The 22996-nt window shown below is 62.8% G+C and carries 20 protein-coding genes; 12 read left to right on the top strand and 8 right to left on the bottom strand.

The window, feature by feature from the left end:
* Positions 1-3: 3 nt before the first annotated feature.
* Positions 4-1065, bottom strand: a complete 1062-nt coding sequence (locus tag EB235_RS01885) for a CobW family GTP-binding protein (RefSeq protein WP_027032642.1) — start codon at positions 1063-1065, stop codon at positions 4-6.
* Positions 1066-1498: 433 nt separating this feature from the next.
* Between EB235_RS01885 and EB235_RS01880 the strand changes: the two genes are divergently transcribed.
* A complete protein-coding gene (locus tag EB235_RS01880) occupies positions 1499-1969 on the top strand; it encodes a MarR family winged helix-turn-helix transcriptional regulator (RefSeq protein ID WP_032925820.1) in 471 nt (156 codons plus the stop codon).
* Between the two features lie 9 nt (positions 1970-1978).
* Here EB235_RS01880 and EB235_RS01875 read toward each other — a convergent pair whose 3' ends face one another.
* Entirely contained in the window at positions 1979-2851 is an 873-nt protein-coding gene (locus tag EB235_RS01875) for an AraC family transcriptional regulator (RefSeq protein ID WP_027032643.1), read from the bottom strand.
* 52 nt (positions 2852-2903) lie between these two features.
* Here EB235_RS01875 and EB235_RS01870 point away from each other — a divergent pair, with 52 nt between their 5' ends.
* From EB235_RS01870 to EB235_RS01850, 5 genes are all read left to right on the top strand, one after another.
* A complete protein-coding gene (locus EB235_RS01870; RefSeq protein WP_027032644.1) occupies positions 2904-3311 on the top strand; it encodes a DUF2000 family protein in 408 nt (135 codons plus the stop codon).
* A 205-nt stretch (positions 3312-3516) separates the two neighbouring features.
* Positions 3517-4401 carry a DMT family transporter gene (locus EB235_RS01865; protein WP_032926636.1) on the top strand — a complete coding sequence of 295 codons (885 nt, stop codon included), beginning with the start codon at positions 3517-3519 and terminating at the stop codon, positions 4399-4401.
* Positions 4402-4524: 123 nt separating this feature from the next.
* A complete protein-coding gene (locus tag EB235_RS01860; RefSeq protein WP_027032646.1) occupies positions 4525-5502 on the top strand; it encodes a LacI family DNA-binding transcriptional regulator in 978 nt (325 codons plus the stop codon).
* On the top strand, positions 5499-6482 hold the full coding sequence (locus tag EB235_RS01855; RefSeq protein WP_027032647.1) for a 2-hydroxyacid dehydrogenase: 984 nt from the start codon (positions 5499-5501) through the stop codon (positions 6480-6482). Before EB235_RS01860 ends, EB235_RS01855 begins: the two co-directional genes overlap by 4 nt.
* Positions 6483-6565: 83 nt before the next feature.
* A complete protein-coding gene (locus EB235_RS01850) occupies positions 6566-6970 on the top strand; it encodes a hypothetical protein (protein ID WP_032925821.1) in 405 nt (134 codons plus the stop codon).
* On the opposite strand, the gene EB235_RS01845 is transcribed toward EB235_RS01850, so the two are convergent.
* The gene (locus EB235_RS01845; protein ID WP_027032649.1) at positions 6971-7744 is read right to left on the bottom strand and encodes a gamma-glutamyl-gamma-aminobutyrate hydrolase family protein; all 774 of its coding nucleotides are present in this window, start codon (positions 7742-7744) and stop codon (positions 6971-6973) included.
* 263 nt (positions 7745-8007) lie between these two features.
* Between EB235_RS01845 and EB235_RS01840 the strand changes: the two genes are divergently transcribed.
* Positions 8008-9117, top strand: a complete 1110-nt coding sequence (locus EB235_RS01840) for a TRAP transporter substrate-binding protein (RefSeq protein WP_027032650.1) — start codon at positions 8008-8010, stop codon at positions 9115-9117.
* Positions 9118-9174: 57 nt separating this feature from the next.
* On the opposite strand, the gene EB235_RS01835 is transcribed toward EB235_RS01840, so the two are convergent.
* From EB235_RS01835 to EB235_RS01815, 5 genes are all read right to left on the bottom strand, one after another.
* On the bottom strand, positions 9175-9549 hold the full coding sequence (locus EB235_RS01835) for a VOC family protein (protein ID WP_027032651.1): 375 nt from the start codon (positions 9547-9549) through the stop codon (positions 9175-9177).
* Between the two features lie 334 nt (positions 9550-9883).
* Complete coding sequence (locus EB235_RS01830; RefSeq protein WP_027032652.1) at positions 9884-10912, bottom strand: zinc-dependent alcohol dehydrogenase family protein; 1029 nt, start codon at positions 10910-10912, stop codon at positions 9884-9886.
* 14 nt (positions 10913-10926) lie between these two features.
* Positions 10927-12714 carry a TRAP transporter large permease gene (locus tag EB235_RS01825; RefSeq protein ID WP_027032653.1) on the bottom strand — a complete coding sequence of 596 codons (1788 nt, stop codon included), beginning with the start codon at positions 12712-12714 and terminating at the stop codon, positions 10927-10929.
* Complete coding sequence (locus tag EB235_RS01820) at positions 12714-13298, bottom strand: TRAP transporter small permease subunit (protein WP_027032654.1); 585 nt, start codon at positions 13296-13298, stop codon at positions 12714-12716. Before EB235_RS01820 ends, EB235_RS01825 begins: the two co-directional genes overlap by 1 nt.
* Positions 13299-13485: 187 nt before the next feature.
* Complete coding sequence (locus EB235_RS01815) at positions 13486-14391, bottom strand: branched-chain amino acid ABC transporter permease (RefSeq protein WP_027032655.1); 906 nt, start codon at positions 14389-14391, stop codon at positions 13486-13488.
* Between the two features lie 64 nt (positions 14392-14455).
* Here EB235_RS01815 and EB235_RS01810 point away from each other — a divergent pair, with 64 nt between their 5' ends.
* The 5 genes from EB235_RS01810 (at position 14456) to EB235_RS01790 (ending at position 22878) form a co-directional block, all read left to right on the top strand.
* On the top strand, positions 14456-15067 hold the full coding sequence (locus EB235_RS01810; RefSeq protein ID WP_027032656.1) for a CGNR zinc finger domain-containing protein: 612 nt from the start codon (positions 14456-14458) through the stop codon (positions 15065-15067).
* Positions 15048-15593, top strand: coding sequence for a hypothetical protein (locus EB235_RS01805; protein WP_027032657.1), 546 nt, complete (start codon positions 15048-15050; stop codon positions 15591-15593). The genes EB235_RS01810 and EB235_RS01805 overlap by 20 nt, the downstream gene beginning before the upstream one ends.
* A 216-nt stretch (positions 15594-15809) precedes the next feature.
* Complete coding sequence (locus tag EB235_RS01800) at positions 15810-19289, top strand: indolepyruvate ferredoxin oxidoreductase family protein (protein ID WP_027032658.1); 3480 nt, start codon at positions 15810-15812, stop codon at positions 19287-19289.
* 142 nt (positions 19290-19431) lie between these two features.
* Positions 19432-21768, top strand: a complete 2337-nt coding sequence (locus EB235_RS01795; RefSeq protein ID WP_027032659.1) for a putative bifunctional diguanylate cyclase/phosphodiesterase — start codon at positions 19432-19434, stop codon at positions 21766-21768.
* A gap of 342 nt (positions 21769-22110) precedes the next feature.
* Entirely contained in the window at positions 22111-22878 is a 768-nt protein-coding gene (locus tag EB235_RS01790) for an N-acyl amino acid synthase FeeM domain-containing protein (protein ID WP_027032660.1), read from the top strand.
* Positions 22879-22996: the final 118 nt, after the last annotated feature.

Genomic DNA, 22996 nt, shown 5'->3' with positions numbered 1-22996 from the left:
CGGTCAAGCCGCCTGGCAGGCGTCAAAACTCTTCTTCAGCCGCTCGGCGTCCAGTTCGCGGCCGATGAACACCAGCCGGCTCTCATGCTTCTCGCCGTCTTTCCAGGCGCGCTGGTGGTCGCCTTCGATGATCATGTGCACGCCCTGGATGACATAGCGCTCGTCATCGCCCTTGAGCGCAATGATGCCCTTCAGCCGCAGAATGTTCGGACCTTCCATCTGGGTGATCTTCTCGATCCACGGGAAGAACTTCTTCGAATCCATCTCGCCGCCGCGCAGCGACACCGACTGCACCGTCACGTCATGAATATCAGAGGGGTGCGCATGGTGGTGATGATCATGCCCGTCATGATCATGGTGATCGTGGCCATCATGGTCATGATCGTGGTCGTGATGATCGTGGTCGTCATGCGCCTCGAGGAAATGCGGATCGTTTTCCAGCGCCCGCGACAGGTCGAATGCGCCACGGTCGAGCACCTCGGACAGGTCAACACCGGCACGGGTGGTGCGATGGATCCTGGCCGCAGGATTGATGGCGCGGATCGTCGCCTCGACCTTGGCCAGCTCTTCCGGGGTGACGAGATCGGTCTTGTTGAGCACAACGACGTCGGCGAAGGCGATCTGGTCCTCGGCTTCCTTGGAATCCTTGAGCCTGAGCGGCAGATGCTTGGCATCGACCAGAGCCACCACTGCATCGAGCCTGGTCTTGGAGCGCACGTCGTCATCCATGAAGAAGGTCTGCGCCACCGGCACCGGATCGGCGAGACCGGTGGTCTCGACCACGATGGCGTCGAAGCGGCCGGGCCGGCGCATCAGGCCTTCGACGACGCGGATCAGGTCGCCGCGCACCGTGCAACAGACGCAGCCATTGTTCATCTCGTAGATTTCCTCGTCGGATTCCACGATCAGGTCGTTGTCGATACCGATCTCGCCGAATTCGTTGACGATGACTGCGTAGCGCTTGCCGTGGTTTTCCGACAGGATGCGGTTGAGCAGCGTCGTCTTGCCGGCGCCGAGATAGCCTGTGAGAACGGTTACGGGGATCTGCGTCTGTGCGTCGCTCATGGCTTGCCTCGAAATGACTGGGCCCTAGAAATACAGGGCCACGAGAAGGGATTGTTGGCCTGATATAGGATGTGTGCCGGCCTTTTGCACGAGGCAAACCGCCTGTGCGTTTGACCCAGATGTGGAAAGTGGCCAGCGCGCCAGAACATCTTCCGCGCCGGCAGCGCATGAGGCGGCGCCTGCGCTGCAGCTTCGTCGTCGGAAACGCTTCTCGTCAATCTGAGCGGAACCCCGGCTCGCCGAACCGCTGCAATTGCCTTGGCGGAAACTCGTTTGTCATCTAACTGAAATAAACATCTGGCATCACCACGGCGGACACCGCAATGCTTGCCGGCAAAGCTGTTTGGAGCGCCGGAATCTTTTTGATCGTCGATTGCCAACCGGCCGGCTGCGTCTATGCTGCGTGCACCGGTACGGCCGAAGAGGGATGACCATGGCCAAGGCGGACAAGACTGCAACAATGAGCCGGCTGCATTCGGCGGCAAGGCTGGCAAGAACCGCGCTGGCGGCCCGGCTTCTGGCGCACGGCTTCTATGCCGGCCAGGACCAGATCATGCTGGCGCTCGACCGTGAGGACGGCCAGACGCCTGGCAATCTTGCCGGTCGCCTCGGCGTGCGCCCGCCGACCATCACCAAGACCATCAACCGGCTGCAGGCGCAGGGTTTTCTGGAAAAGCGCGCCTCCGAGTCCGACGCGCGTCAGGCGCACATCTTCCTCACCGAGACTGGCCGCGACACCATCCGCGCCATCGAGAAGTCGGTGAAGAAGACCGAAAAGCAGGCGCTCAAAGGCCTCGACAAGAAAGACCAGAAGGCGCTGTTCAAGCTTTTGGCCCGCATCGAGGCCAACCTCTCCAATGAGGAACTGGCGCTGATCGACGACGACGCCGAGTCGGACGACTGACTGCAACAATCAGGCCGCTGCCGGGACTGATTCCCGGATCAGCGAGGACCAACGTCCCGGCGTCATGCCGAACGCCTTCTTGAATTGCCTGTTGAAATGGCTCTGATCGGTGAAGCCGGCCTCGACCGCGATCTGCGCCAAGGGCTCGCCGGCGGCAATCATTCGCCGCGCGCGCTGTAGCCGGCGCATCACCAGGAAACGATGCGGGCTGGTCGAGAAGGCGGCACGGAAATGCCGCGACAAGGCATAGCGGTCGAGCCCGGTAATGGCTTCCAATTCGTCGGAACGCACGGGGCGCGTTGCATTCTCCGTAAGATAGTCTCGCGCCAGCTTCGCCGCCCGCCACGCCGTCCTGGTCATCGGCTTTGCCGGCTGGCCGGCATGGCGCGTCAGGCTTTGCATCAGTTGCGTGAGGAAGTCGTCGACGAACAGTTCGTCGAGCTCCTGCTGCAACGGCCCCAGCGCCGACAGCAGGGTGGTGCAGAAGGCGTCGTCCCTCACCACGGCATCCCTGACGAAGGGCAGCGAAGCGCCGCCAAGGCAGTCCAGCATCAGCGACGGCTCGAGATAGAGCATCCTGTAGCGCAGCCCGTCCTCGGTGCCAGCGCCGCCATCGTGCAATTCGTCGGGATGCAGGACGATGATCTGGCCGGGCAGGCTCAGCCGCGTCGCACCGCGATAGCGAAAGGTCTGCACGCCGTGCAGTGTCACCCCGATCGCGTAGCTGTCGTGGCGATGCATATCGAAGGCGCTACCGTGGAACCGCGCTTCGATCCGTTCCATGCCCGCAGGGTCGGGAGCGGAGATGATGCAGTTTTCAGCTGCACCCGCGCACAAACGTCCAAGACCCTCGAAGGCCTGGCGGTCTAGTTCGAACGACATCGTCTCCTTCAGCCTCGCAATCGGGGCCTAACCTCGAATGGTCCATTTTCTCATGTTCGACACGAAATTTGCAATCGTGCTGCGGGAGGACCTGCCGGTCTGGCAGAAACTCAACGTCACCGCCTTCCTGACCAGCGGCATCGTCGCCCAGTTTCCAGACATCATCGGCGAGCCCTATCGCGACCGCTCCGGCAATCTCTACAACCCGCTGTCAGTCCAGCCGGTCATCGTGCTGTCGGCTGACCAGGCGACGCTCGCCACGATCCACCGGCGCGCGCTGGAGCGCGGCGTGACGACCTCGCTCTATGTCGAGGAGATGTTCTCGACCGGCTTCGACGCCGCCAACCGCGCCGTCTTCGCCGAGTTCGCGCCCGAAGACGCCAAGGTGGTCGGCATCGCGCTGCGCGCGGAGAAGAAGCTCGTCGACAAGATCACCAAGGGCGCCCGTATGCACGCCTAGACGGAAGGCTGGACTAAGCCTACTGGCTTCTATTGTTGTATTGTTGTGCCAGCTGGCTTTGGCGTGGCAGCGGGCGACAATTGGCTTGCCGGCAAGCGACAATTCCCGCAAAGGTGGGGCTTCAGCCCAGCTTTTCCCCGGCCTGCAAGTGAATGCTTCCCAAAGATATGTCGAAAGCGCGACGCCGCCGGTGGCGATCCTGTGCATGCTTACCACCTATGTCTTCTTCACCTTCCTCGACACCTCAAGCAAATATCTCGTCCTGGCCGGCATTTCGGCGCTGATCGTCGCCTGGGTGCGCTTTGCCGTGCACGTCGTGCTGGTCGGCACGCTGCTGCGCGGCTGGCGCCAACCCATGCGGTTTCGTCCGGTCAACCTGCCGGCGCATGTGCTGCGCGGTGTGTTCCTGTTCGGCTCGACCATGTGCAACATCCTGGCGCTGCGCTCCCTGCAACTGGCCGAGACGACATCGATCTATTTCTTCGGGCCGATGGTGATCACAGCACTTGCCGGTCCGCTGCTCGGTGAATGGGCCGGCTGGCGGCGCTGGCTGGCCATCCTGGCCGCCTTCGCCGGGGTTCTGATCATCACAAGGCCAGGTGTCGGCGTCTTCGGCATCGGCCATCTCTTCGCGCTCGGCTCGATGCTGTCGAACAGCTTCTACGTCATCATGACGCGCCGCATGTCGGCGACCGAGACGTCGGAGAGCCTGATCCTGTTCTCGGCGCTGGCGCCGGCGGTGCTGCTTTTGCCGATGTTGCCGTTTTCCTTCTCGCTGCCGCATGATGGCTGGCACTGGTTCATCCTGCTCATGCTTGGCGTGTTCGGCGGTGTCGGCCATTGGCTGCTGGTGCAGGCCTATCGGCTGGCGACGACCACGGCGCTCGCCCCCTATCCCTATTCGCAGATGGTGTGGATGATCATTTCCGGCTGGATCGTCTTCAAGCAGTTTCCAGACCGCTGGACGCTGGTTGGCGCGGCCATCATCGTCGCCAGCGGCCTCTATATCGTCCACCGCGAGCACCGGCTTCGGCTGCAGAGCCGCGCTGCCTCCGATGTCGAGGCGGAAGCGCTGGCAAAAAAACTTTGATTTGCCCCCGATCGGTGGCATAACGCCGCCTTTAAACAGTTTAGGTCGGAATTCGGCTCGTTCGGGGAGCGCAAGGCGCTGGCACAAAAAATCAAGCTTTCGACGATCGCGGACGCGCTCGGCGTGTCCACGGCCACCGTGTCCCTGGCGCTGCGCGACAGCCCGCTGGTTGCCGGCTCGACGCGCGACCGCATCAAGGAACATGCGCGCGCCATCGGCTATATCTACAACCGCCGCGCCGCCAGCCTGCGCACCTCACGTTCGGGCATTGTCGGTGTCGTCGTGCACGACATCATGAACCCGTTCTTCGCCGAGATCCTGCGTTCGATCGAAAGCGAACTCGACCGCAGCCGGCAGACCTTCATCCTGTCCAATCACTACGATCAGCTCGAGAAGCAACGCACCTTCATCGATACGCTGCTACAGCTCGGCGCCGACGGCGTCATCATGTCGCCGGCCATCGGCACGCCTGCTTCCGATATCCTGATGGCCGAGGAAAACGGGCTGCCGGCGGTGCTGATCGCACGCACCGTCGAGGGTGCCGACGTGCCGGTGTTTCGCGGCGACGACTCCTATGGAACAGGCCTCGCCACCAACCATCTGATCTCGCTCGGCCACAAGCGCATCGCCATGATCGGCGGCACCGACCAGACCTCGACCGGCCGCGACCGCTACCAGGGCTATGTCAACGCCATGGAGGCGGCCGGGCTCGAAGTCAGGCCGTCCTGGCGCATCGCCGGCCCGCGCACCAAGCAGGCGGGCTTCGAGGCCGCCGGGCAGTTCCTGGCGCTGAAGGACAGGCCGACCGCTGCCTGCTGCTGGAACGATCTTGTCGCCATCGGCCTGATGAACGGCATTGCGCGTGCAGGCCTGGTGCCGGGCATCGACATTTCCGTCACCGGCTATGACGATCTCGAAGAGGCGGCGATCGCCACGCCGGCGCTGACCACCGTCTGGAACGGCCAGCGCGAGGTTGGCCGCCGCGCCGCCAGCGCGCTGCTCGACAAGCTCAACGGGCAGACGGTGCGGCCCTCGCAGGAATTGATCAAGCCGGAACTGCATGTGCGCCAGTCGACCGGCAAGCCGATGGAGCGGGCATGACCAAGGTGGACCAACTGCAAGCCGTTGCCATTCTGGTGCCGGCGGGCTTCAGCGACCATGCCGTCCGGCGCATCGACCGTACCTTCAAACAGGTGAGGATCGAACGCGCCGATCCGGCGCTGGTCACCGACGAAATGCGCCGTACGGTGCGTGGCATTGCCTGCTTTGCCGGCGTCAATGCGGCGATGATGGATGCCTTGCCCAATCTCGAACTCATTGCCTCCTTCGGCGTCGGCTATGACTCGGTCGATGTCAGCCATGCCCGGGCGAAAAACATCATGGTCACCAACACGCCCGACGTCCTGACCGAGGAGGTCGCCGACACCGCGATCGGGCTGCTGATCAATACGGTGCGCGAGTTGTACGCCGCCGAAAAATGGCTGCGCGACGGCAACTGGGTCAAGAAGGGCAATTATCCGCTGAGCCGGCTGACCTTGCGCGCGCGCCGCGTCGGCATTTTCGGCATGGGCCGCATCGGGCAAGCCATTGCCCGGCGGCTGGAAGCATTCGGCCTGCCGGTCGCCTACCACAACCGGCGTCGTGTCGACGGTCTTTCCTATCAGTACCACCCGACGCTGAAGGGCTTGGCTGAAGCAGTCGATACGCTGATTTCGGTGGCGCCTGGCGGCGCTTCGACGCAAAAGGCGGTCAATGCCGAGATCCTGTCGGCACTCGGCGCCAACGGCGTCTTCGTCAATATCGGCCGCGGCAGCACGGTCGATGAGGCAGCACTTGCGGCAGCACTTGCCGATGGCACCATTGCCGCCGCCGGGCTTGATGTCTTCGCCGACGAACCGAACGTACCCAAGGCGTTGCTCGACGTGCCAAACGCTTGCCTGCTGCCGCATGTCGGCTCGGCCTCGGAGCACACACGCCGCGCCATGGCGGATCTGTGCGTCGACAATCTGGTGTCCTGGTTCACCGAGCGTCGGCCGCTGACACCGGTGCCCGAGACGGCGGATGTGAAGGCGCGCGGCTGACCGGCCGTTCGCCACACTTATTAACGCCAGCTTAACCCTTTGGAATCATTCTGCATCCTGTTCGTGTGCGTGGATGAAGAGTGATGAAAACGCTTTCCGCATTGATTGCTGCCGGCGCGCTGTTTGGCGGCGTTCAAATTTTCCATGAAGGCAATGGGGAAAGCGTCGCCACCGATGCAACTTCGTCCAACAGCTACAGGCTGGTCGCCAACGGTGATGAGGGGGCCTGCGCCGTCATACGTGGAGCCTCGATTTCGGATGGCTTGTCCTCGTTGACGGTGTCTCCGACCTGCCGCCGGCTGTTGCCGGGCATCGAGCAGGCAAAATTCTGGCGTGAGCAGAACGATGGCACAGTCGCCTTCAGCGCCAACGGCATCGATCCGATCGTCACCTTCTCGGTTGCTGATGGCGATGGCTATGAATCCTATGCTCCAGCCATGCCATTGCTGTCGCTGGCGGTCGCCGGTGATCTGAAAACTGACGACTGATTATTCCGCGGCGGCTCGCGAGCCAGCCTTTGCCGCCGCGTGCAGGCGCACCGCATCGCCGAAGGCGCGGAAGATCTTGGCCGAATTGCTGTCCGATTTGATCCAATATTCGGGGTGCCACTGGACACCGACGGCGAAGGCGCGAGCCCCCTTGACCGAAACCGCTTCAACCGTGCCGTCAGTGGCAACGGCCTCGATCTCGAGCTTCGATCCCAGCCGGTCGATCGCCTGGCGATGCAAGGAATTGACCTTGATGTCGCCGGCACCGAACACGCCGGCCAGGCAACTGCCTGCCTTGATCGAAATGGTCTGGTGGATGGCGAAGCGCTCATCCTGCTTGTCGCTCACCGGCGCGCGGTGGTCGAGCGACCCCTCGCGCTCCTGGATCTCGGTGCCCAGCGTGCCGCCGAGCGCGACGTTCAGCTCCTGGATGCCGCGGCAAATGGCAAGCAACGGCACGCCGCGCTCGATCGCCCGGCGGATCAACGGCAGCGTGGTCGCGTCACGCGCCGGATCATAAGGACCGTTGGCTTCGCTGGCATCGCCGCCATAGAGCGAGGGGTGCACATTGGACTTTGACCCGGTGACCATGACGCCATCGACCGAGGACAGAAGTTCGTCGAAATCGAGCCTGTCGCCGAACGATGGCACCAGCAAAGGGAATACGCCGGCGCCCGCAACCGCGGCTTCCAGATATTGCTGTGGGGCGGCATGCCAGGTGTAGTTGTCGAACTGACGGACGTCGGTCGATATGGCGACGAGCGGCTGGTGCATTTTGGGTCTGTTTTCCATCTGGCAAGGGATGTCCTGCCTTCAAAATAGGCGATCTCAGGGCATTTTTCCATGCCAAGTTTCAACGTGTCGCATGGGCCACGAACGCCGCCGTTAGACTATAGTTGCAGGGTCGTATGGCTTGGTCACCAAATCTGGCGGCTGTGCTGGACTAGACTTATTGCCCGTGTATTGTTTCGGCCAACCGATACGGGAACCGAGGATTTCCCGAAAATCGGTCTGTTGATCCAAAAGGGAGGAACTTCATGGATCGTCGTTCATTCATTCGCAAGGCCGGCGTAACCGGCGTAGGCGCTGCCGCCGCGGCGGCGACGCTGGCGGCACCAGCAATTGCCCAGTCCAATCCCAAGGTGACATGGCGACTGGCGTCGTCCTTTCCGAAGTCGCTCGACACGATCTATGGCGGCGCCGAAGTGTTCTCCAAGATGCTGTCGGAAGCCACCGACGGCAATTTCCAGATCCAGGTCTTCGCCGCCGGCGAACTCGTGCCCGGCCTGCAGGCTGCCGATGCCACCACGGCCGGCACGGTCGAAGCCTGCCACACGGTGGCATATTATTACTGGGGCAAGGACCCGACATGGGCGCTGGGTGCCGCGGTTCCCTTTTCGCTCAACGCGCGCGGCATGAATGCCTGGCACTACCATGGCGGCGGCATCGACCTGTTCAATGAATTTCTTGCCACGCAAGGGTTGTTCGGCCTGCCGGGCGGCAACACCGGCGTGCAGATGGGCGGCTGGTTCCGCAAGGAGATCAACACTGTTGCCGACCTCTCCGGCCTCAAGATGCGCATCGGCGGCTTTGCCGGCAAGGTGGTGCAGAAGCTCGGCGTCGTGCCGCAGCAGATCGCCGGCGGCGACATCTATCCGGCGCTGGAAAAGGGCACCATCGACGCCGCCGAATGGGTCGGCCCTTATGACGATGAAAAGCTCGGCTTCTACAAGGTCGCGCCGTATTACTACTATCCCGGCTGGTGGGAGGGCGGCCCGACCGTCCACCTGATGTTCAACAAGGCGAAATATGAAGAGCTTTCGCCGGCTTACAAGTCGCTGCTGCGCACCGCGGCTCAAGCCGCCGATGCCGACATGCTGCAGAAATATGACTATGTGAACCCGCCGGCGGTGAAGCGGCTGGTGGCCGGCGGCGCGAAGCTGCGCCCGTTCAGCCAGGACGTCATGGCAGCCTGCTTTGAAAAGGCAAACGAGGTCTATGCCGAAATGGAAGCCACCAACGCACCGTTCAAGAAGATCTGGGAATCGATCAAGGGCTTCCGCAAGGAGCACTATCTCTGGGCGCAGGTGGCCGAGTACAATTACGACACCTTCATGATGGTGCAGCAGCGCCAGGGCAAGCTGTAACGGTCCCATCGCATTCGTAGACGAGACCCCGGGCGTGCCGCCCGGGGTCTTTCTTTTTCAGGTTGGCGAGGCACCGACCTCGACCAGCAGTCCACCCGGCGCAGTGCAGTAGAAGGTTGTTGACTTGAAGCCGCCGCGTGTCAGCTCCTGGACCTCGCCTGGCGCGAAGCCGGCTTCGGCAAGTTCCGCTTGCTTGGCGTGCACAAGGTCTGGTTTGCCGACGAAGAAGCCAATGTGAAAGCCGTCGGGATAGGTGGCGGGTTCCCTCTTGCCCGGTGTCATCAGGTTGAGGGCAAAGCCATCGGATCCGCGCAGGATCGCAAAAGCGTCCTTGCCGCGCATGGCGACAAGCTCGAAGCCGAAATGGCTGGTGAAGAAGCCGGCAAGAGCAGCGACTTCTGATGTGATGATGTTGAGGTGGTTCAGTTTCATGGTCTTTGTCCTGTCACGGTTGAAACGCGGACAAGGCTTGGCTGCGGACCGGGAACCGGCGGGGCCGTGGCATCAGGAAATCCGGACATGACCCAACCGGCTCGCGGGCTTTCGCCTCGCTTGCCGTCCGCGGGTTCTCCCGCACATTGTGCGGCGAACAGGCCTCCGCCGAGCATGATCACGAAACGTGACGTCCGGTTTTCACGGACAAACGGTCTCGGTTTGTCCAGAGATCATGCTCGAAAAACGGAAGAGACCGGACTACCGAACCGGTCATGTCTTTTTCGGCGCGGCCTGAATAGCGGAGTGGCGAGCCGGCGGCAAGCCTGTTGCCTCAGCTTCGGCCGGGCACCACCAGCACCTTGACCTCGCCGGGCGCTGGCGGATTGGCGATCACCATTGCCGCCTCTTCGAGCGGCACTCGCCTGGAGATAAGCCGGTCGATCTCGATCGCACCGGATGCGATCAGCTCGGCGGCGCGGCGATGCGTGTAGGGATTGAGGAATGAGCCCAGCACCTTCAATTCCCGAAACAACAGATCGAAAGGCTCGAATTCTGCCTTCATGCCTTGCGGCGTGACGCCGACGATGACGACGGTGCCGCCGGCCCTGGCCAGCCGCATCGACTGCTCGACGGTCTCGCGCACACCAGCGCATTCGAACACCACGTCGGCGCCGCCCGGCAACAGGCCCGCCGGCCCGGCGATGACCTCGATGACATCGGCGGCGGTGGGATCGACCGTCACTGTCGCGCCGAGCTCCTCGGCAAGCGCGCGCCGCGAAGCCTGTCTGGTCGACAGGACAATCGTCGTGGCTCCGGCCAGCCGCGCCAATTGCACGGTGAGCAGGCCGATAACGCCGCCGCCAAGCACGATCACCGAACTGCCCGGCTTGATCTCGGCCAGATCCACGCCATGCAGGCAGCAGCCAAGCGGCTCGCAGAACGCGCCATGCGTTGGCGGTAGGTCGGCGGGCAGGATGAAGGCCTGCTTCTGCGGCAGCACGACATAGTCGGCAAAGCCGCCGTCGCGATGGATGCCGATCGCGTTGAGATTGCGGCAGAGATTGACCCGGCCGGCATGGCAATGCGGGCATCGCCCGCAGGCGATGTTGGGATCGCCGGTGACGCGGTCGCCGACGGCAAAGCCTGAGACGGCGTCGCCGACCGCCTCAATGATGCCCGAAAATTCATGTCCGGGCGTCACCGGCGGCTTGCAGGGGAATTCGCCGTGGAAAAGGTGCCGGTCGGTGCCGCAGACGCCGCAGGCTTCGATCCGCACCAGAAGCTCGTCCGGGCCGGGGATGGGTTTGTCGACTTCGCGTAGCGCAATGCTGCCCACGGCTTCCAGTCGCACCGCTTTCATGGTCTTGGCATCCATCAGTTGAAGCTCGGCGGCTGCGACAGGTCCGGCTGGGGCGTGGCCGGTTGTGCGGCGGGTGGTGTGTCGCCGAAGCTCGGCGGCTGTGAAAGGTCGGGTGTGGTAGCCGGAGCCGTGCCGCCATTGGCCGGTGCGGTACCGTTGGCCGGTGGCGCACCGGGCGGTGACATGCCAGGTATTGCCGGCACCGTGTAGTCGATCGTGCCCGGATCAACCGTGGTGCCTTTGTAGCGCATTACCATTTGCGGGAAGGCGATCGTCAGTCCGATCATGATCACCTGGATGCAGACGAACGGCACCGCGCCCCAATAGATCTGGCCAGTGGTGACCGGAGCGATCTGCTTGCCGGTGAGGCGGTCGAGATAGGGCACGCGGGCGGCGACCGAGCGCAGGTAGAACAGCGCGAAGCCGAAAGGCGGATGCATGAAGCTGGTCTGCATGTTGACGCCGAGCAGCACGCCGAACCAGATCAGGTCGATGCCGAGCTTGTCGGCCGCCGGTGCCAGCAGCGGCACGATGATGAAGGCGAGTTCGAAGAAATCGAGGAAGAAGGCCAGGAAGAAGACGAGGATGTTGACGCCGATCAGGAAGCCGACTTCGCCGCCCGGCAGCGAGGTCAGCAAATGCTCGACCCAGATCTGGCCGTTGACGCCATAGAAGGTGAGCGAAAACACCCGCGCGCCGATCAGGATGAACAGCACGAAGGACGACAGCCGCGTCGTCGAGGTCAGTGCCTGCTTGATCACGTCCAGCGACAACCGACCTTTTGCCGCCGCCATGATCAATGCCCCGACGGAGCCCATGGCGCCTCCCTCGGTCGGCGTGGCGATGCCGAGGAAGATGGTTCCAAGCACCAGGAAGATCAGCGCCAGCGGCGGGATCAGCACGATCACCACCTGCTGCGCCAGCCGCGACATCATGTTGATGTTCAGCCGCCTGTCGGCGATGGCAACGATATAGATCAGTAGCACGCCAGCCGTGGCGCCCAGAATATCGGCATTGTCACCATGTGCCGGCGCCAGATAGCGGTACGCCGCATAGGATATGGCCACCGTTACCGCCAGCGCCACCAGCAGCGACATCACGCCATGGCCCAGCGTGCGTGCTTCAAGCGGCAGCGCCGGCACCATTTTCGGCCGGAAGATAGACACGATGAGAATGTAAAGCGCGTAGAGCCCAGTCAGGACGAGGCCGGGGATCAGCGCACCCGCATACATGTCGCCGACCGAGCGGCCGAGCTGGTCGGCGAGCACGATCAGCACCAGCGAAGGCGGGATGATCTGCGCGAGCGTGCCGGAGGCGGCAATGACGCCCGAGGCCAGCCGGCGGTCATAGCCATAGCGCAGCATGATCGGCAGCGAGATCAGCCCCATGGCGATGACGGATGCCGCCACCACGCCGGTGGTCGCGGCCAGCAACGCGCCGACGAAGATCACCGCATAGGCAAGTCCGCCGCGGATTGGGCCGAACAGCTGGCCGATCGTGTCGAGCAGGTCCTCGGCCATGCCCGATCGCTCGAGCACGATGCCCATGAAGGTGAAGAACGGGATGGCCAGCAGCGTGTCGTTCGACATCACCCGGCTGCCATAGAAATTGTCTGGCAGCGCATAGAGAAGCGGCCAGTCGAGATTGATCGCACCACCTGAATAGGGCGTCAGAAACACACCGATAAAAAAGAACATCAACCCGTTCGCGGCCAGCGAGAATGCGACGGGATAGCCGATCAGCATGAACAGGATCAGCGAGGCGAACATGATCGGCGCCATGTTCTGGGCGATGAACTCCATCACGAGCGCACCTCTTCGGCGAGTGCCTTGGCTTCGAGCTCAGCCTGTTCGTGCACGGAAATGAATGGGTTGGGATCGTCCATGACGCCGCGCATGATGGCGATCTTCTTGATGATTTCGGAAATGCCCTGCAGCGCGAGCAGGAAAAACCCGACCAGGAGAATCGCCTTGGCCGGCCAGACGATCAGGCCGCCGGCATTGGTTGACATCTCACCGCTATGGAATGACAGCCTGACATAGGGGACGAAGTAAAACACCATCAGCGTCACGAACGGCATCAGGAAGAAGACGTGGCCGAGAAGGTCGATCCAGTGTTGCACGCGGCGTGAAAACAGGCCGTAGACGATGTCGATGCGGATATGCTCGTTCTGTTTCAGCGTATAGGCCGCCGCCAGCATGAAGGCGGCGCCGAATAAATACCACTGCAGCTCCAGCCACGCGTTCGACGAGATGTCGAAGACCTTGCGGATGACGGCATTGCCGGCGCTCACCAGGATCGCCAGCAGTATCAGCCAGGATACCGATTTGCCGATGAATTCGTTGAGGCGGTCGATGCCTCGCGACAGAGCGAGCGGCCCTTGCATGCAGTCCTCCCTTGTAACGGAGGCGTGCCGGCTCCCCTTTTCCCACCATCACGCCGCGTGGCCCAACGGTATGCCGTGCGTGGCCACACGGGTCAACACGGATGGCGGCAGCAAAACGATGTTGGGTGAAGCGCGGGACGGGGCAAGGGCGGTCTGCCCCGGCGTCATGCAACCAAAGTCTGATGGCTCAGACGACCTTGCCGGTGTCGCGGCCAGCGCCGATCAGGATCAGCATGGCCACCAGGAACAGGTACATCCACGCATCGCGCCATTCGATCGGGAAATAGCCGGCCCACAGTGATTCGGCCATGCCGAAGGCGGCGGCGCCGAGCGCTGCCCGTGGCGGCGAGAGATAGCCGCCGACCGCGGTCACGAAGAGGATCTTCAGCCCGTAGACAAGGCCGGAGCCGAAGCTGACATTGCCGTAGTAGAGGCTGGCCATGACACCGGCCAGGGCGGCGCAGAAACCGCCGAACAGCACGGCATGCCGGAAGACGCGGCTCACGTCGACGCCGCACAGGGCGGCGGCTCGTGGGTCGTCGGAGACAGCCCGCCATGCCCGGCCAAAGGCGGAGTGGCCAAACGCCCATGTGGCGAGTGCGATCGCGGCCAGCACCGCCGCGCAGTCGAGCACCTGGATCAGTGTCAGCGTTGCCTTGAAGCCGGCGCCTTCCGCGAAGACGATAGGCTGGGCCAGCATCGGTGGCAGCCACAGATCATGCGTGTCGGCTGCGATGCGGCTCGCCTCCGACAAGACGATCAGGATGCCGAGCGTCGTTACCACGATCGCATTGGGCGAGCGGTCGGCCAACGGCTCGAAGACGCTGCGCGACAGGACATGGCTGATCAGCGCTGCATAGAGAAATGCCGCAACGACGCCGAACAGCACCGACGCCAGCAGCGTCAGCCACAGCACCTGGTAGCCGAAGGCGACGCTCAGGATCATGACCTGGCCGCAAAAGGCAAACAGCGCGCCATAGGCGAGGTTGGTGCGGTGCAAAATGCCGTTGGTCAGCACGTAGCCGAAGGCGAGCAGCGCATAGAGCGCGCCCGAATGCAGCCCGTTCAGCACCTGCTGGAAGAAGTAGAGCATGCGGAGAGGTTTGCATTGCCGAATCTAACTTGTCAAATGTGATTTATCGGTTAGATTTTGCGGCATGACAGTTGCCTGGACACCGCACCGCTTCACGGGCGGCCTGCTCGCGCTCGACACGGCCAACACCGTCGTGCTGCGCGGCGATCCGGAGCGCACATTCGACCGCTTCGATGATCCGGCCGAAATCGCCCGCTTCGCCGACGCGGCCAGCGGCTTTCGCGCCGCCGAGCTTGGCGACAGGCGGCTTGCGGTATCCTCGCCGTCAGCGATCGCTCCGATAGTGCTGTCGATCCGCGAGACGACCGACCGGCTGTTTCGCGGCGCGGTGTCGAAGGGCGCGGTCGCCACCGCCGACCTGCCCGAATTCCTGCGCGCCTGCGCCGAAGGCCTGGCCGGCAGCCGGACCAAGATCGGCGCGCCGGGAAGGCCGTTCGGTGATCCCCTGGCGCCGATCGCCTTCGAGGTGGCGCTGGCGGTTTCAGCCCTTTCGCTGCTGCGCGACGACACGATCGCAAGGCTCAGGATCTGTCCCAACTGCACCTGGCTGTTCGTCGACAGAAGCCGCAATTCCAGCCGCCTTTGGTGCGACATGGCGGTGTGCGGCAACAGGCAGAAGGCAAGTCGTCACTATCGCCGCCGTCGTTTGGCGGCCCATGAGGTCAAGGATGTCTAGGAGGGTTTTACACTCGGTCGCTGTCGGCTCCATGATGGTTGCGGCCGTGGCACTCGGCGCCTGCCGCGATACCGGTGGTGAAGGCAAGCTGTTCGAGGTTTCAGGCAAGATATTCGTCTTTAACTACCGTCTTGCCAGGGCGACCTACGTCGTGACGCTGCGGCCGTTGCAGCCGATGGGCGAAGGCCAGGTGGTGGTCGCCGACTTCCAGAATCCTGCCGGCGGTGCGCCGATCGTGGTCGAGCAGAAAGTCTGGCCGAAGCTCGACAAGGTGAGCCTGGAGAGCCCGGCACTGACCTGCATCGTCAAGAACAAGCCCTACGCCATCGCCATCAGCATCAAGGGCGCCGACGGTACCGTCCTGCAGAAGATCGACACCACGCTGATGTCGACGGAAGACCAGTCGATCCTGCCCGACCGGCCGCTGGTCGTCGATCAGCTCTACACGGCCAACCCCGACCTCGTCGGCCATCCCGACGGCAAGCTGCCGGGTGATCCGAAGCCGGACTGCTCGAAAGCCGGCTGACATCGTCTGACGGCATCCATTTCACTGGAGTTTTAGCGCGCCTTCTCCCTGTCGGCGCGCGGTTTCATGCGCGGTCCAGCGCCTGCCGGACTGTTTGTTGCGCGTTGCCTGGCCCCTGCGATTTTGTTTGACCTCACTTGCAAGGGGAGAAAGGATGCGTCATCCGATCCCGACGTTGGCCGCTTCCCTACGCGGCCTTCGCAGAGGAAATGCCTGATGACGCTGCATGATGTCGCGCTCGACGACAAGTTCGACCTCGGAAAGGAGCGCATCTTCCTGTCCGGCGCGCAGGCGGTCATCCGCATGCTCCTGATGCAGCGCGAGCGCGACCGCCGCGCCGGCCTTAACACGGCCGGTTTCGTCTCCGGCTACCGCGGCTCGCCGCTCGGCGGCCTCGACATGCAGCTGTGGAAAGCGAAGAACCAGCTCGCGCAAGCCGACATCGTCTTCCAGCCCGGCCTCAACGAGGAGCTTGCCGCCACCGCCTGCTGGGGGTCGCAACAGACGGAACTGCTGGGCGAGGGCACCCATGACGGTGTCTTTTCGGTCTGGTACGGCAAGGGCCCGGGCGTCGATCGCTCAGGCGACGTGTTCCGCCACGCCAATCTCGCCGGCTCGTCCAGGCATGGCGGCGTCCTTGCGCTCATGGGCGACGACCATATGGCCGAATCCTCGACCAATGCGCATGCCACCGAATTCCTCTTCGTCGACACCATGGTGCCGATCCTCAATCCGGCCGGCGTCCAGGAGATCATCGACTACGGCCTGTACGGCTTTGCCATGTCGCGTTTCGCCGGCACCTGGGCGGCGATCAAATGCGTCAAGGACAACATCGAATCGACGGCCTCGGTCGACGCCTCGCTCGAACGGCTCAACATCGTCGTGCCGGAGTTCGACATGCCGCCCGGCGGCCTCAACATCCGCCACGAGATCGACATGCTCGGCCAGGAGGAGCGGCTGCACGAGTACAAGCGCGCCGCAGCCTCCGCCTTCATCCATGCCAACGGGTTGAACCACATCGTCTATTCAGGCGGCCGCAACCCGAAGCTTGGCATCATCACGCTTGGCAAGAGCTATCTCGATGTCCGTCAGGCGCTGGAGGATATCGGCATCGACGAGGCGGCGGCCACCCGCATCGGCGTGCGCCTGTTCAAGGTCGGCTGCCCCTGGCCGCTCGACCTGCAGCACATCGCCGACTTTGCCCGCGGCCTCGACACCATCGTCGTCGTCGAGGAGAAGCGCTCGCTGATCGAGGTGCAGCTGCGCGAAAGCCTCTATGGCACCGCCTCGCAGCCGGTCATCGTCGGCAAGAAGGATGAGCGCGGCGACTGGCTGTTCCCCGCCAAGGGTGCGCTCGACCCCAACGAGATCGCCATTGCCCTTGGCGAGAGAATCGTCAAAACCATCGGTCCGTCGGAAGAGATTTCGGCGCGGGTGGGCAAGCTGCGCCAGTTCCAGGCGATGCTCAATGATGCCACCGACATCGGTTCGCGCACGCCCTTCTTCTGTTCCGGTTGCCCGCACAATTCCTCGACCAAGGTGCCAGACGGCTCGATCGCGGCTGCCGGCATCGGCTGCCATTTCATGGCGTTGTGGATGGACCGCAACACGCTGGGTTTCACGGCCATGGGCGGCGAGGGCGCACAATGGGTCGGTCAGGCGCCGTTCTCGAAGCGCGAGCACATTTTCCAGAATCTCGGCGACGGCACCTACAACCATTCCGGCGTGCTGGCGATCCGCTTCGCTTTGTCGAGCGACGCCAACATCACCTACAAGATCCTCTATAACGATGCAGTGGCGATGACCGGCGGCCAGCCGCATGAGGGCGGCCTGACGGTGGACATGATCGCCAGGCAGGTGCGGGCCGAGGGCGTCGACCGTATCGCCATCGTCACCGACGAACCGGACAAATATGCCGGCAAGGCCGCATTCCCGGCCGGCGCCACCATCCATCATCGCGACGACCTCGATCTCGTCCAGCGCGAGCTGCGCGACGTCAAGGGCGTGTCGATCCTGATCTATGACCAGACTTGTGCCGCCGAAAAACGCCGGCGCCGCAAGCGCGGCACCTTTCCCGATCCCGACAAGCGCGTCTTCATCAACGAACTGGTCTGCGAAGGCTGCGGCGATTGCGGCGTGCAATCGAACTGCGTCTCGATCCAGCCGGTCGAGACCGAATTCGGCCGCAAGCGCAAGATCGACCAGTCGAGCTGCAACAAGGATTTCTCCTGCGTCAACGGCTTCTGCCCGTCCTTCGTCACCGTGCATGGCGCCAAGATCCGCAAGGCCGAAGGCCTGGCCGGCAAGACCGATCCGCTCGATGGCGTACCGACACCAGCCGAATTCCCGCTGGGCGCCGAGGGTTGGGCGGCGATCATCGATGGCGTCGGTGGCACCGGCGTCGTTACCGTCGGCGCCGTCCTCGGCATGGCGGCCCACCTCGAGGACAAGGGCTGCGGCATGATCGACATGGCCGGCCTCGCCCAGAAGGGCGGCTCGGTGTTCACCCATGTCCGCATTGCCCGCACGCCGGACGACATCCACGCCATCCGCGTTTCGGCGGGCAAGGCCGATCTCGTGCTCGGCTGCGACCTCGTCGTGTCAGGCGCCAAGAAGGTGCTGACGGCGGTACGCGAGGGCCATACCATCTTCCTCGCCAACACCGCCGAGATCATGCCCGGCGAGTTTGCCCGCTCGGCCGACTTCTCGCTGCCGATCGAGCGCCTGAAGAAAGCGATCCGGGCCGCCGCCGGTGACGACAAGGCGCATTTCTTCGACGCCACCCGCACCGCCACATCACTGTTTGGCAATTCGCTCGGCGCCAACATGTTCATGCTCGGCTTTGCCTTCCAGCATGGCGGCCTGCCGCTGTCGGCCGAGGCCGTCGAAAGGGCGATCGAGCTCAACGGCGAAGCGGTGGCGATGAATATTGCCGCCTTCCGCTGGGGCCGCCGCGCGGCGCATCAGCCGGATTTCGTGCGCGGCCTCGTCGCCCAGCCGGGCAAGGCGGGACAAACCGCCCCGGTCGCGCAGACGCTGGACGAGATCATTGCCCGCCGTGTCGCCGTCCTGACCGCTTACCAGAACTCCGGCTACGGCAAGCGCTATGCCGACAGGCTGGCGTTGCTGCGTGCCGCGGAAGCCAAGGCCGTGCCCGGCTCGACGACCGTGACAGAGGCGGCGGCCAGGAACCTGTTCAAGCTGATGGCGATCAAGGACGAATACGAGGTGGCGCGGCTCTACACCGACGGCTCCTTCGCCGCCGAGCTTGGCAAGCAGTTCCAGAGCTACGAGAAACTCGAATTCCATCTCGCCCCGCCGATCATGGGGCGTCGCGGCAATGACGGAAGCCCTCGGAAATCGAGCTTCGGCCCCTGGATGATGAAGGGTTTTCGCCTGCTGGCGGCGCTGAAGGGCTTGCGCGGCACCGCTTTCGACCTGTTTGGCTATAGCGCTGAACGGCGCGTGGAACGGCAGCTTTTGGCGCAATATGAGGCCGATCTTGAGCTCGTCGCCAGGTCGTTGGCGCCGGGCCTGACCGATGCGGCGGTCGCTCTCGTCTCGGTCCCCGCCCTCATCCGTGGTTACGGCCACGTCCGGCAGGCAAGCGCGCAAAAGGCCGCGGGCGAGCGCAAAAGGCTGCTCGAACGCCTGTCGGCCGCGTCAGTGCGGCCGGAACTGCAGGCCGCCGAATGACGGATACGGCTTGTTTACCTGAAGCTTGATTTTCCTGGCCTGTCCTGCATTCGCAGGTCCTCGGCAGCTAAGTCGAAATCACTGTTCTAAGCCTTTCTTAAGGCGGTTGTGACATGACAAGGCTTAGCGTTGGGCCGACGATATGGGCAGAACAAAAACCGAGAACATCCCCGCGGATGTCTATATCCAGTTTGTGCGGTCGTTGTTCGACAACGCCCACATGCTGGTGATCGGTGGCGTATGCTACTGGATCCTCGGATTCATGATCTACCTGCGTACGCAGAACCCTTTGTTCCTGGGTTTTTCTTTCACCCTGCTGTCCATCAGCCTCTTCCGCTACTCCGGCATTCGCAGCTTCCGCAAGGCGGGCGGCGTCATAGCCAATGTCGAAGAGGCGCGGCGGTGGGAGCGCACGTATATCCTCAAGGGCAGCCTGCAAGGCCTCGGCTTGGGCGCGCTGTGTTTCATATCGATCTATGTCTATCCCGATCCGTTTGCCGAACTGGCCGCGACGTCGCTGGCCATCGCAACCTTGGTGACGGTTGTTGGCCGCAACTACGGATCGCCGCTCATGGTGCGGATTTTTTCCGTGACCTTCATTGGTCCGGCAGCCCTTGCACTCTTGCTGCGCATGGATCTCCCCTCGGTCGTTCTCGGCTTGATGATCATCCCGCTGACGTTCGTCACGATCAACAGCGCCGATCACGTCCGCGACGTGCTTTTCTCGGCGGTCATTGGCCACAAGGAAGCGCGGAAGCTCGCGCACAGGTTCGATCGCGCCCTCAACACCATGTCGCACGGCCTTGTCATGCTCGGCCCCAACGGCCGGGTGGCGGTGGCCAATGCCGAGGCTGCCCATCTGATGTCGCTCAAGTCCGGGGATGCGCTGCTCGGGCGGTCGATCCATGGCCTTTTGATGCGCGGCGTCGCCGGCGGCATGCTGGCGCCGAAGGATTGCCGCTACATCGAGGCGCAACTGACCCGCGCCCTGCGCGAGGGCCGCGACCGCAAGGTGCTCGTTTCCCTCGCCAACGGCCAGCACTATGAATTTTCCGCACGCGAAGGCAGCCAGGAATTGGGTGTCATCACCTTCGAGGATGTGACGGCTCGCGTCGAGGCGGAAGACAAGATCCGCTTCATGGCGCGCTACGACAATCTCACCGGTCTGCCCAACCGCGCTTACTTCCACGAACTCGTCGGCGAGGCGATGGCATCGGGCGACCGCGACCGCCTCTGCGGCCTGGCCGTGCTTGACCTCGACGATTTCAAGAGCGTCAATGACACGCTCGGGCATCCGATCGGCGACGGGTTGATCTATGCGGTCGCCGAACGTCTCGCCGGCGTTGCAGGGCAAGGCATCACCGTCAGCCGTTTTGGCGGCGACGAATTCATGGTTTTCTTCGACCGGATCGAGGATGAAAGCCACCTGACTATCCAGATCGACGAGATCTTTGCAGCGTTGCAAGGCGAAGTGGACGTTGCCGGCCACGGGTTGCGCATCCAGGCCAGTGGCGGCGCCGTGTTGGCACGGGTCAGGGACAGCGATGTCGACGCCATGATCGTCAAGGCCGATCTGGCGCTTTACAAGGCCAAGGAGCTTGGCAAGAACGGCTGGCGGCTGTTCGAGGCTGCGATGGACGCCGCGTTCCGCAACCGTCAGCTGATGAAGGCGGACCTGCGCAGCGCGGTGGAAAGCAAGAGCCTGCGGGTCGTCTATCAGCCGATCGTGGCGATGAGCACTATGCGCATCGCCAGCTGCGAGGCGCTGTGCCGCTGGGATCATCCCGATCTCGGGCCGATTTCGCCCGCCATCTTCATTCCGCTCGCCGAGGAAATGGGCATTATTTCAGAGATCAGCACCTTTGTGCTCCAGGCAGCCTGCACCGAATGCGCCAAATGGCCGGATCAGACCAGCGTCTCGGTCAATCTCTCCGCCAAGGATTTCCGCAATCGCGACGTCATCCAGAAGGTTCGCGATGCGTTGATCAGCTCCGGCCTCGCCGCCGGCCGGCTGGAGATCGAGGTCACCGAGACGGCGCTGCTCGACGACAAGTCGCTGACGCGCCAGTATCTCGACGAATTGAAGCAGCTTGGTGTGCGCATCGCGCTCGACGATTTCGGCACCGGTTATTCGAGCCTGAGCTATCTCCACAAGCTGCCGCTCGACAAGATCAAGATCGATCGCTCGTTCCTGATAGACGTCACCCAGAATTCCCGTTCGCTGGAGCTGCTCAAAGGCATCGTCAATCTGTCACGGCCGCTTGGGCTTTCGGTGACCGTCGAGGGCGTCGAGACCTTCGAGCAGCTCAAGATTCTGGCTTTGCAGGTCAAGCCGGACCTTGTGCAGGGCTTCCTCTTCGGTGCCGCACTGAGCGCGTCGGGTATCGAGACGATGTCCAATGTCACCTGGCCATTTGCCGCGGACCTGCGCCTTACCGGCAAACGGGCAGCCAGTTCCGGCAAACGGACAGCCAGTTAGGCAATTCGAGGAAAAGTGCGAAGCGGCTTGCTTGGGGGTGGTTCCACCGCTTTGTCAGGCGTTTCATGTTCGGCGGTGCACAATGTTGCGTGATCACCGGGAACGGGTCGAGTGAAATCCAGCCTGACAGGCGTCGTCATTGACAGCCAGCCGGTTAAAGTTCGCCAGGCAAAACAAGGGATTGCGACACACGCGAAAATTGCTGAACGCAAGGGTCGCATTCTCAGTGGACGCACGGCTGTTAAGGTTAACAGAAGGTAAACCAGCATCATCCAAGTTTCAGCTTGTGTCTCATTTCAGCTCGAATACCCTTATCCACAGGCGGAATTTCGAGGACAGATAATGGATGCTGCACGGGCTGTGAGGAATGCCTCCGGCGGAATAGGCTCGGCCGGGGATTCCGTGCTGAACCGATCGATGATGCAATTGCTGGAGCATGTCGATTATCGCCTCATTACAGGGGGCGAGGATCTCGAGGCGATTTACCGGCTTCGCTACAAATCCTATCTGCGCTCGGGCATGTGCGGCCCAATCGCCAGCGGGATGTTTGAGGATCGCTGGGACAATCTGCCCAATTCCTACCGGTTCGGTGTCTATTTCTATGGCGAGTTGGTCAGCACGCTCCGCTTCCATTACATTTCTCGGGAGCACCCGAATTCGCCCTCCGTCGACGCCTATCCGGAAGTACTGCTCGAGCGACTTGCCCGCGGCGAAACCTTTATCGACGGAACCCGGTTTGCAACCGATCCCGACGCCGCGCCGGCGCCCGGAGTGCTGCCGTTCCTGACACTCAGGCTTGCCATGGTGGCCTCGCTCTATTTTGGCCAGAACTCGGTGCTTACACCGGTCAAGGTCGAGCATTCCAATTTCTATTCGCGCTATTTCAATGCCGTGCAGAGGACCGAGGCTAAAGAATTTCCGGGCGTTCTTACCCGGATCGCCCTGTTCGAAATCCCCGCCGGCGAAAATATGCGCATGACACTCCAACGGTTCCCATTCTTCAGGTCGACGCCCATGGAACAGCGGCTGATGTTTGGCAATCCGGCCATCAACCGACTGACACCCTTGTCCATCGTGCCGACAGCGAAATATTATCGCGACGCCGCCTAGAGCAGTTCACCTTTTCACGAAAACGGTAAACTGCTCTAACCCTCGGTTTTGACGCAATTCCGGACGGAAAACTGTTTCACACTTTTCCTGGAATTGCTCTAAGCCCCGATTTTTGCAT

The sequence above is a fragment of the Mesorhizobium loti R88b genome (assembly GCF_013170845.1).
GTDB classification, from domain to species: Bacteria; Pseudomonadota; Alphaproteobacteria; order Rhizobiales; family Rhizobiaceae; genus Mesorhizobium; species Mesorhizobium loti_B.
This window is presented reverse-complemented; position numbering and strand designations above follow the sequence as displayed.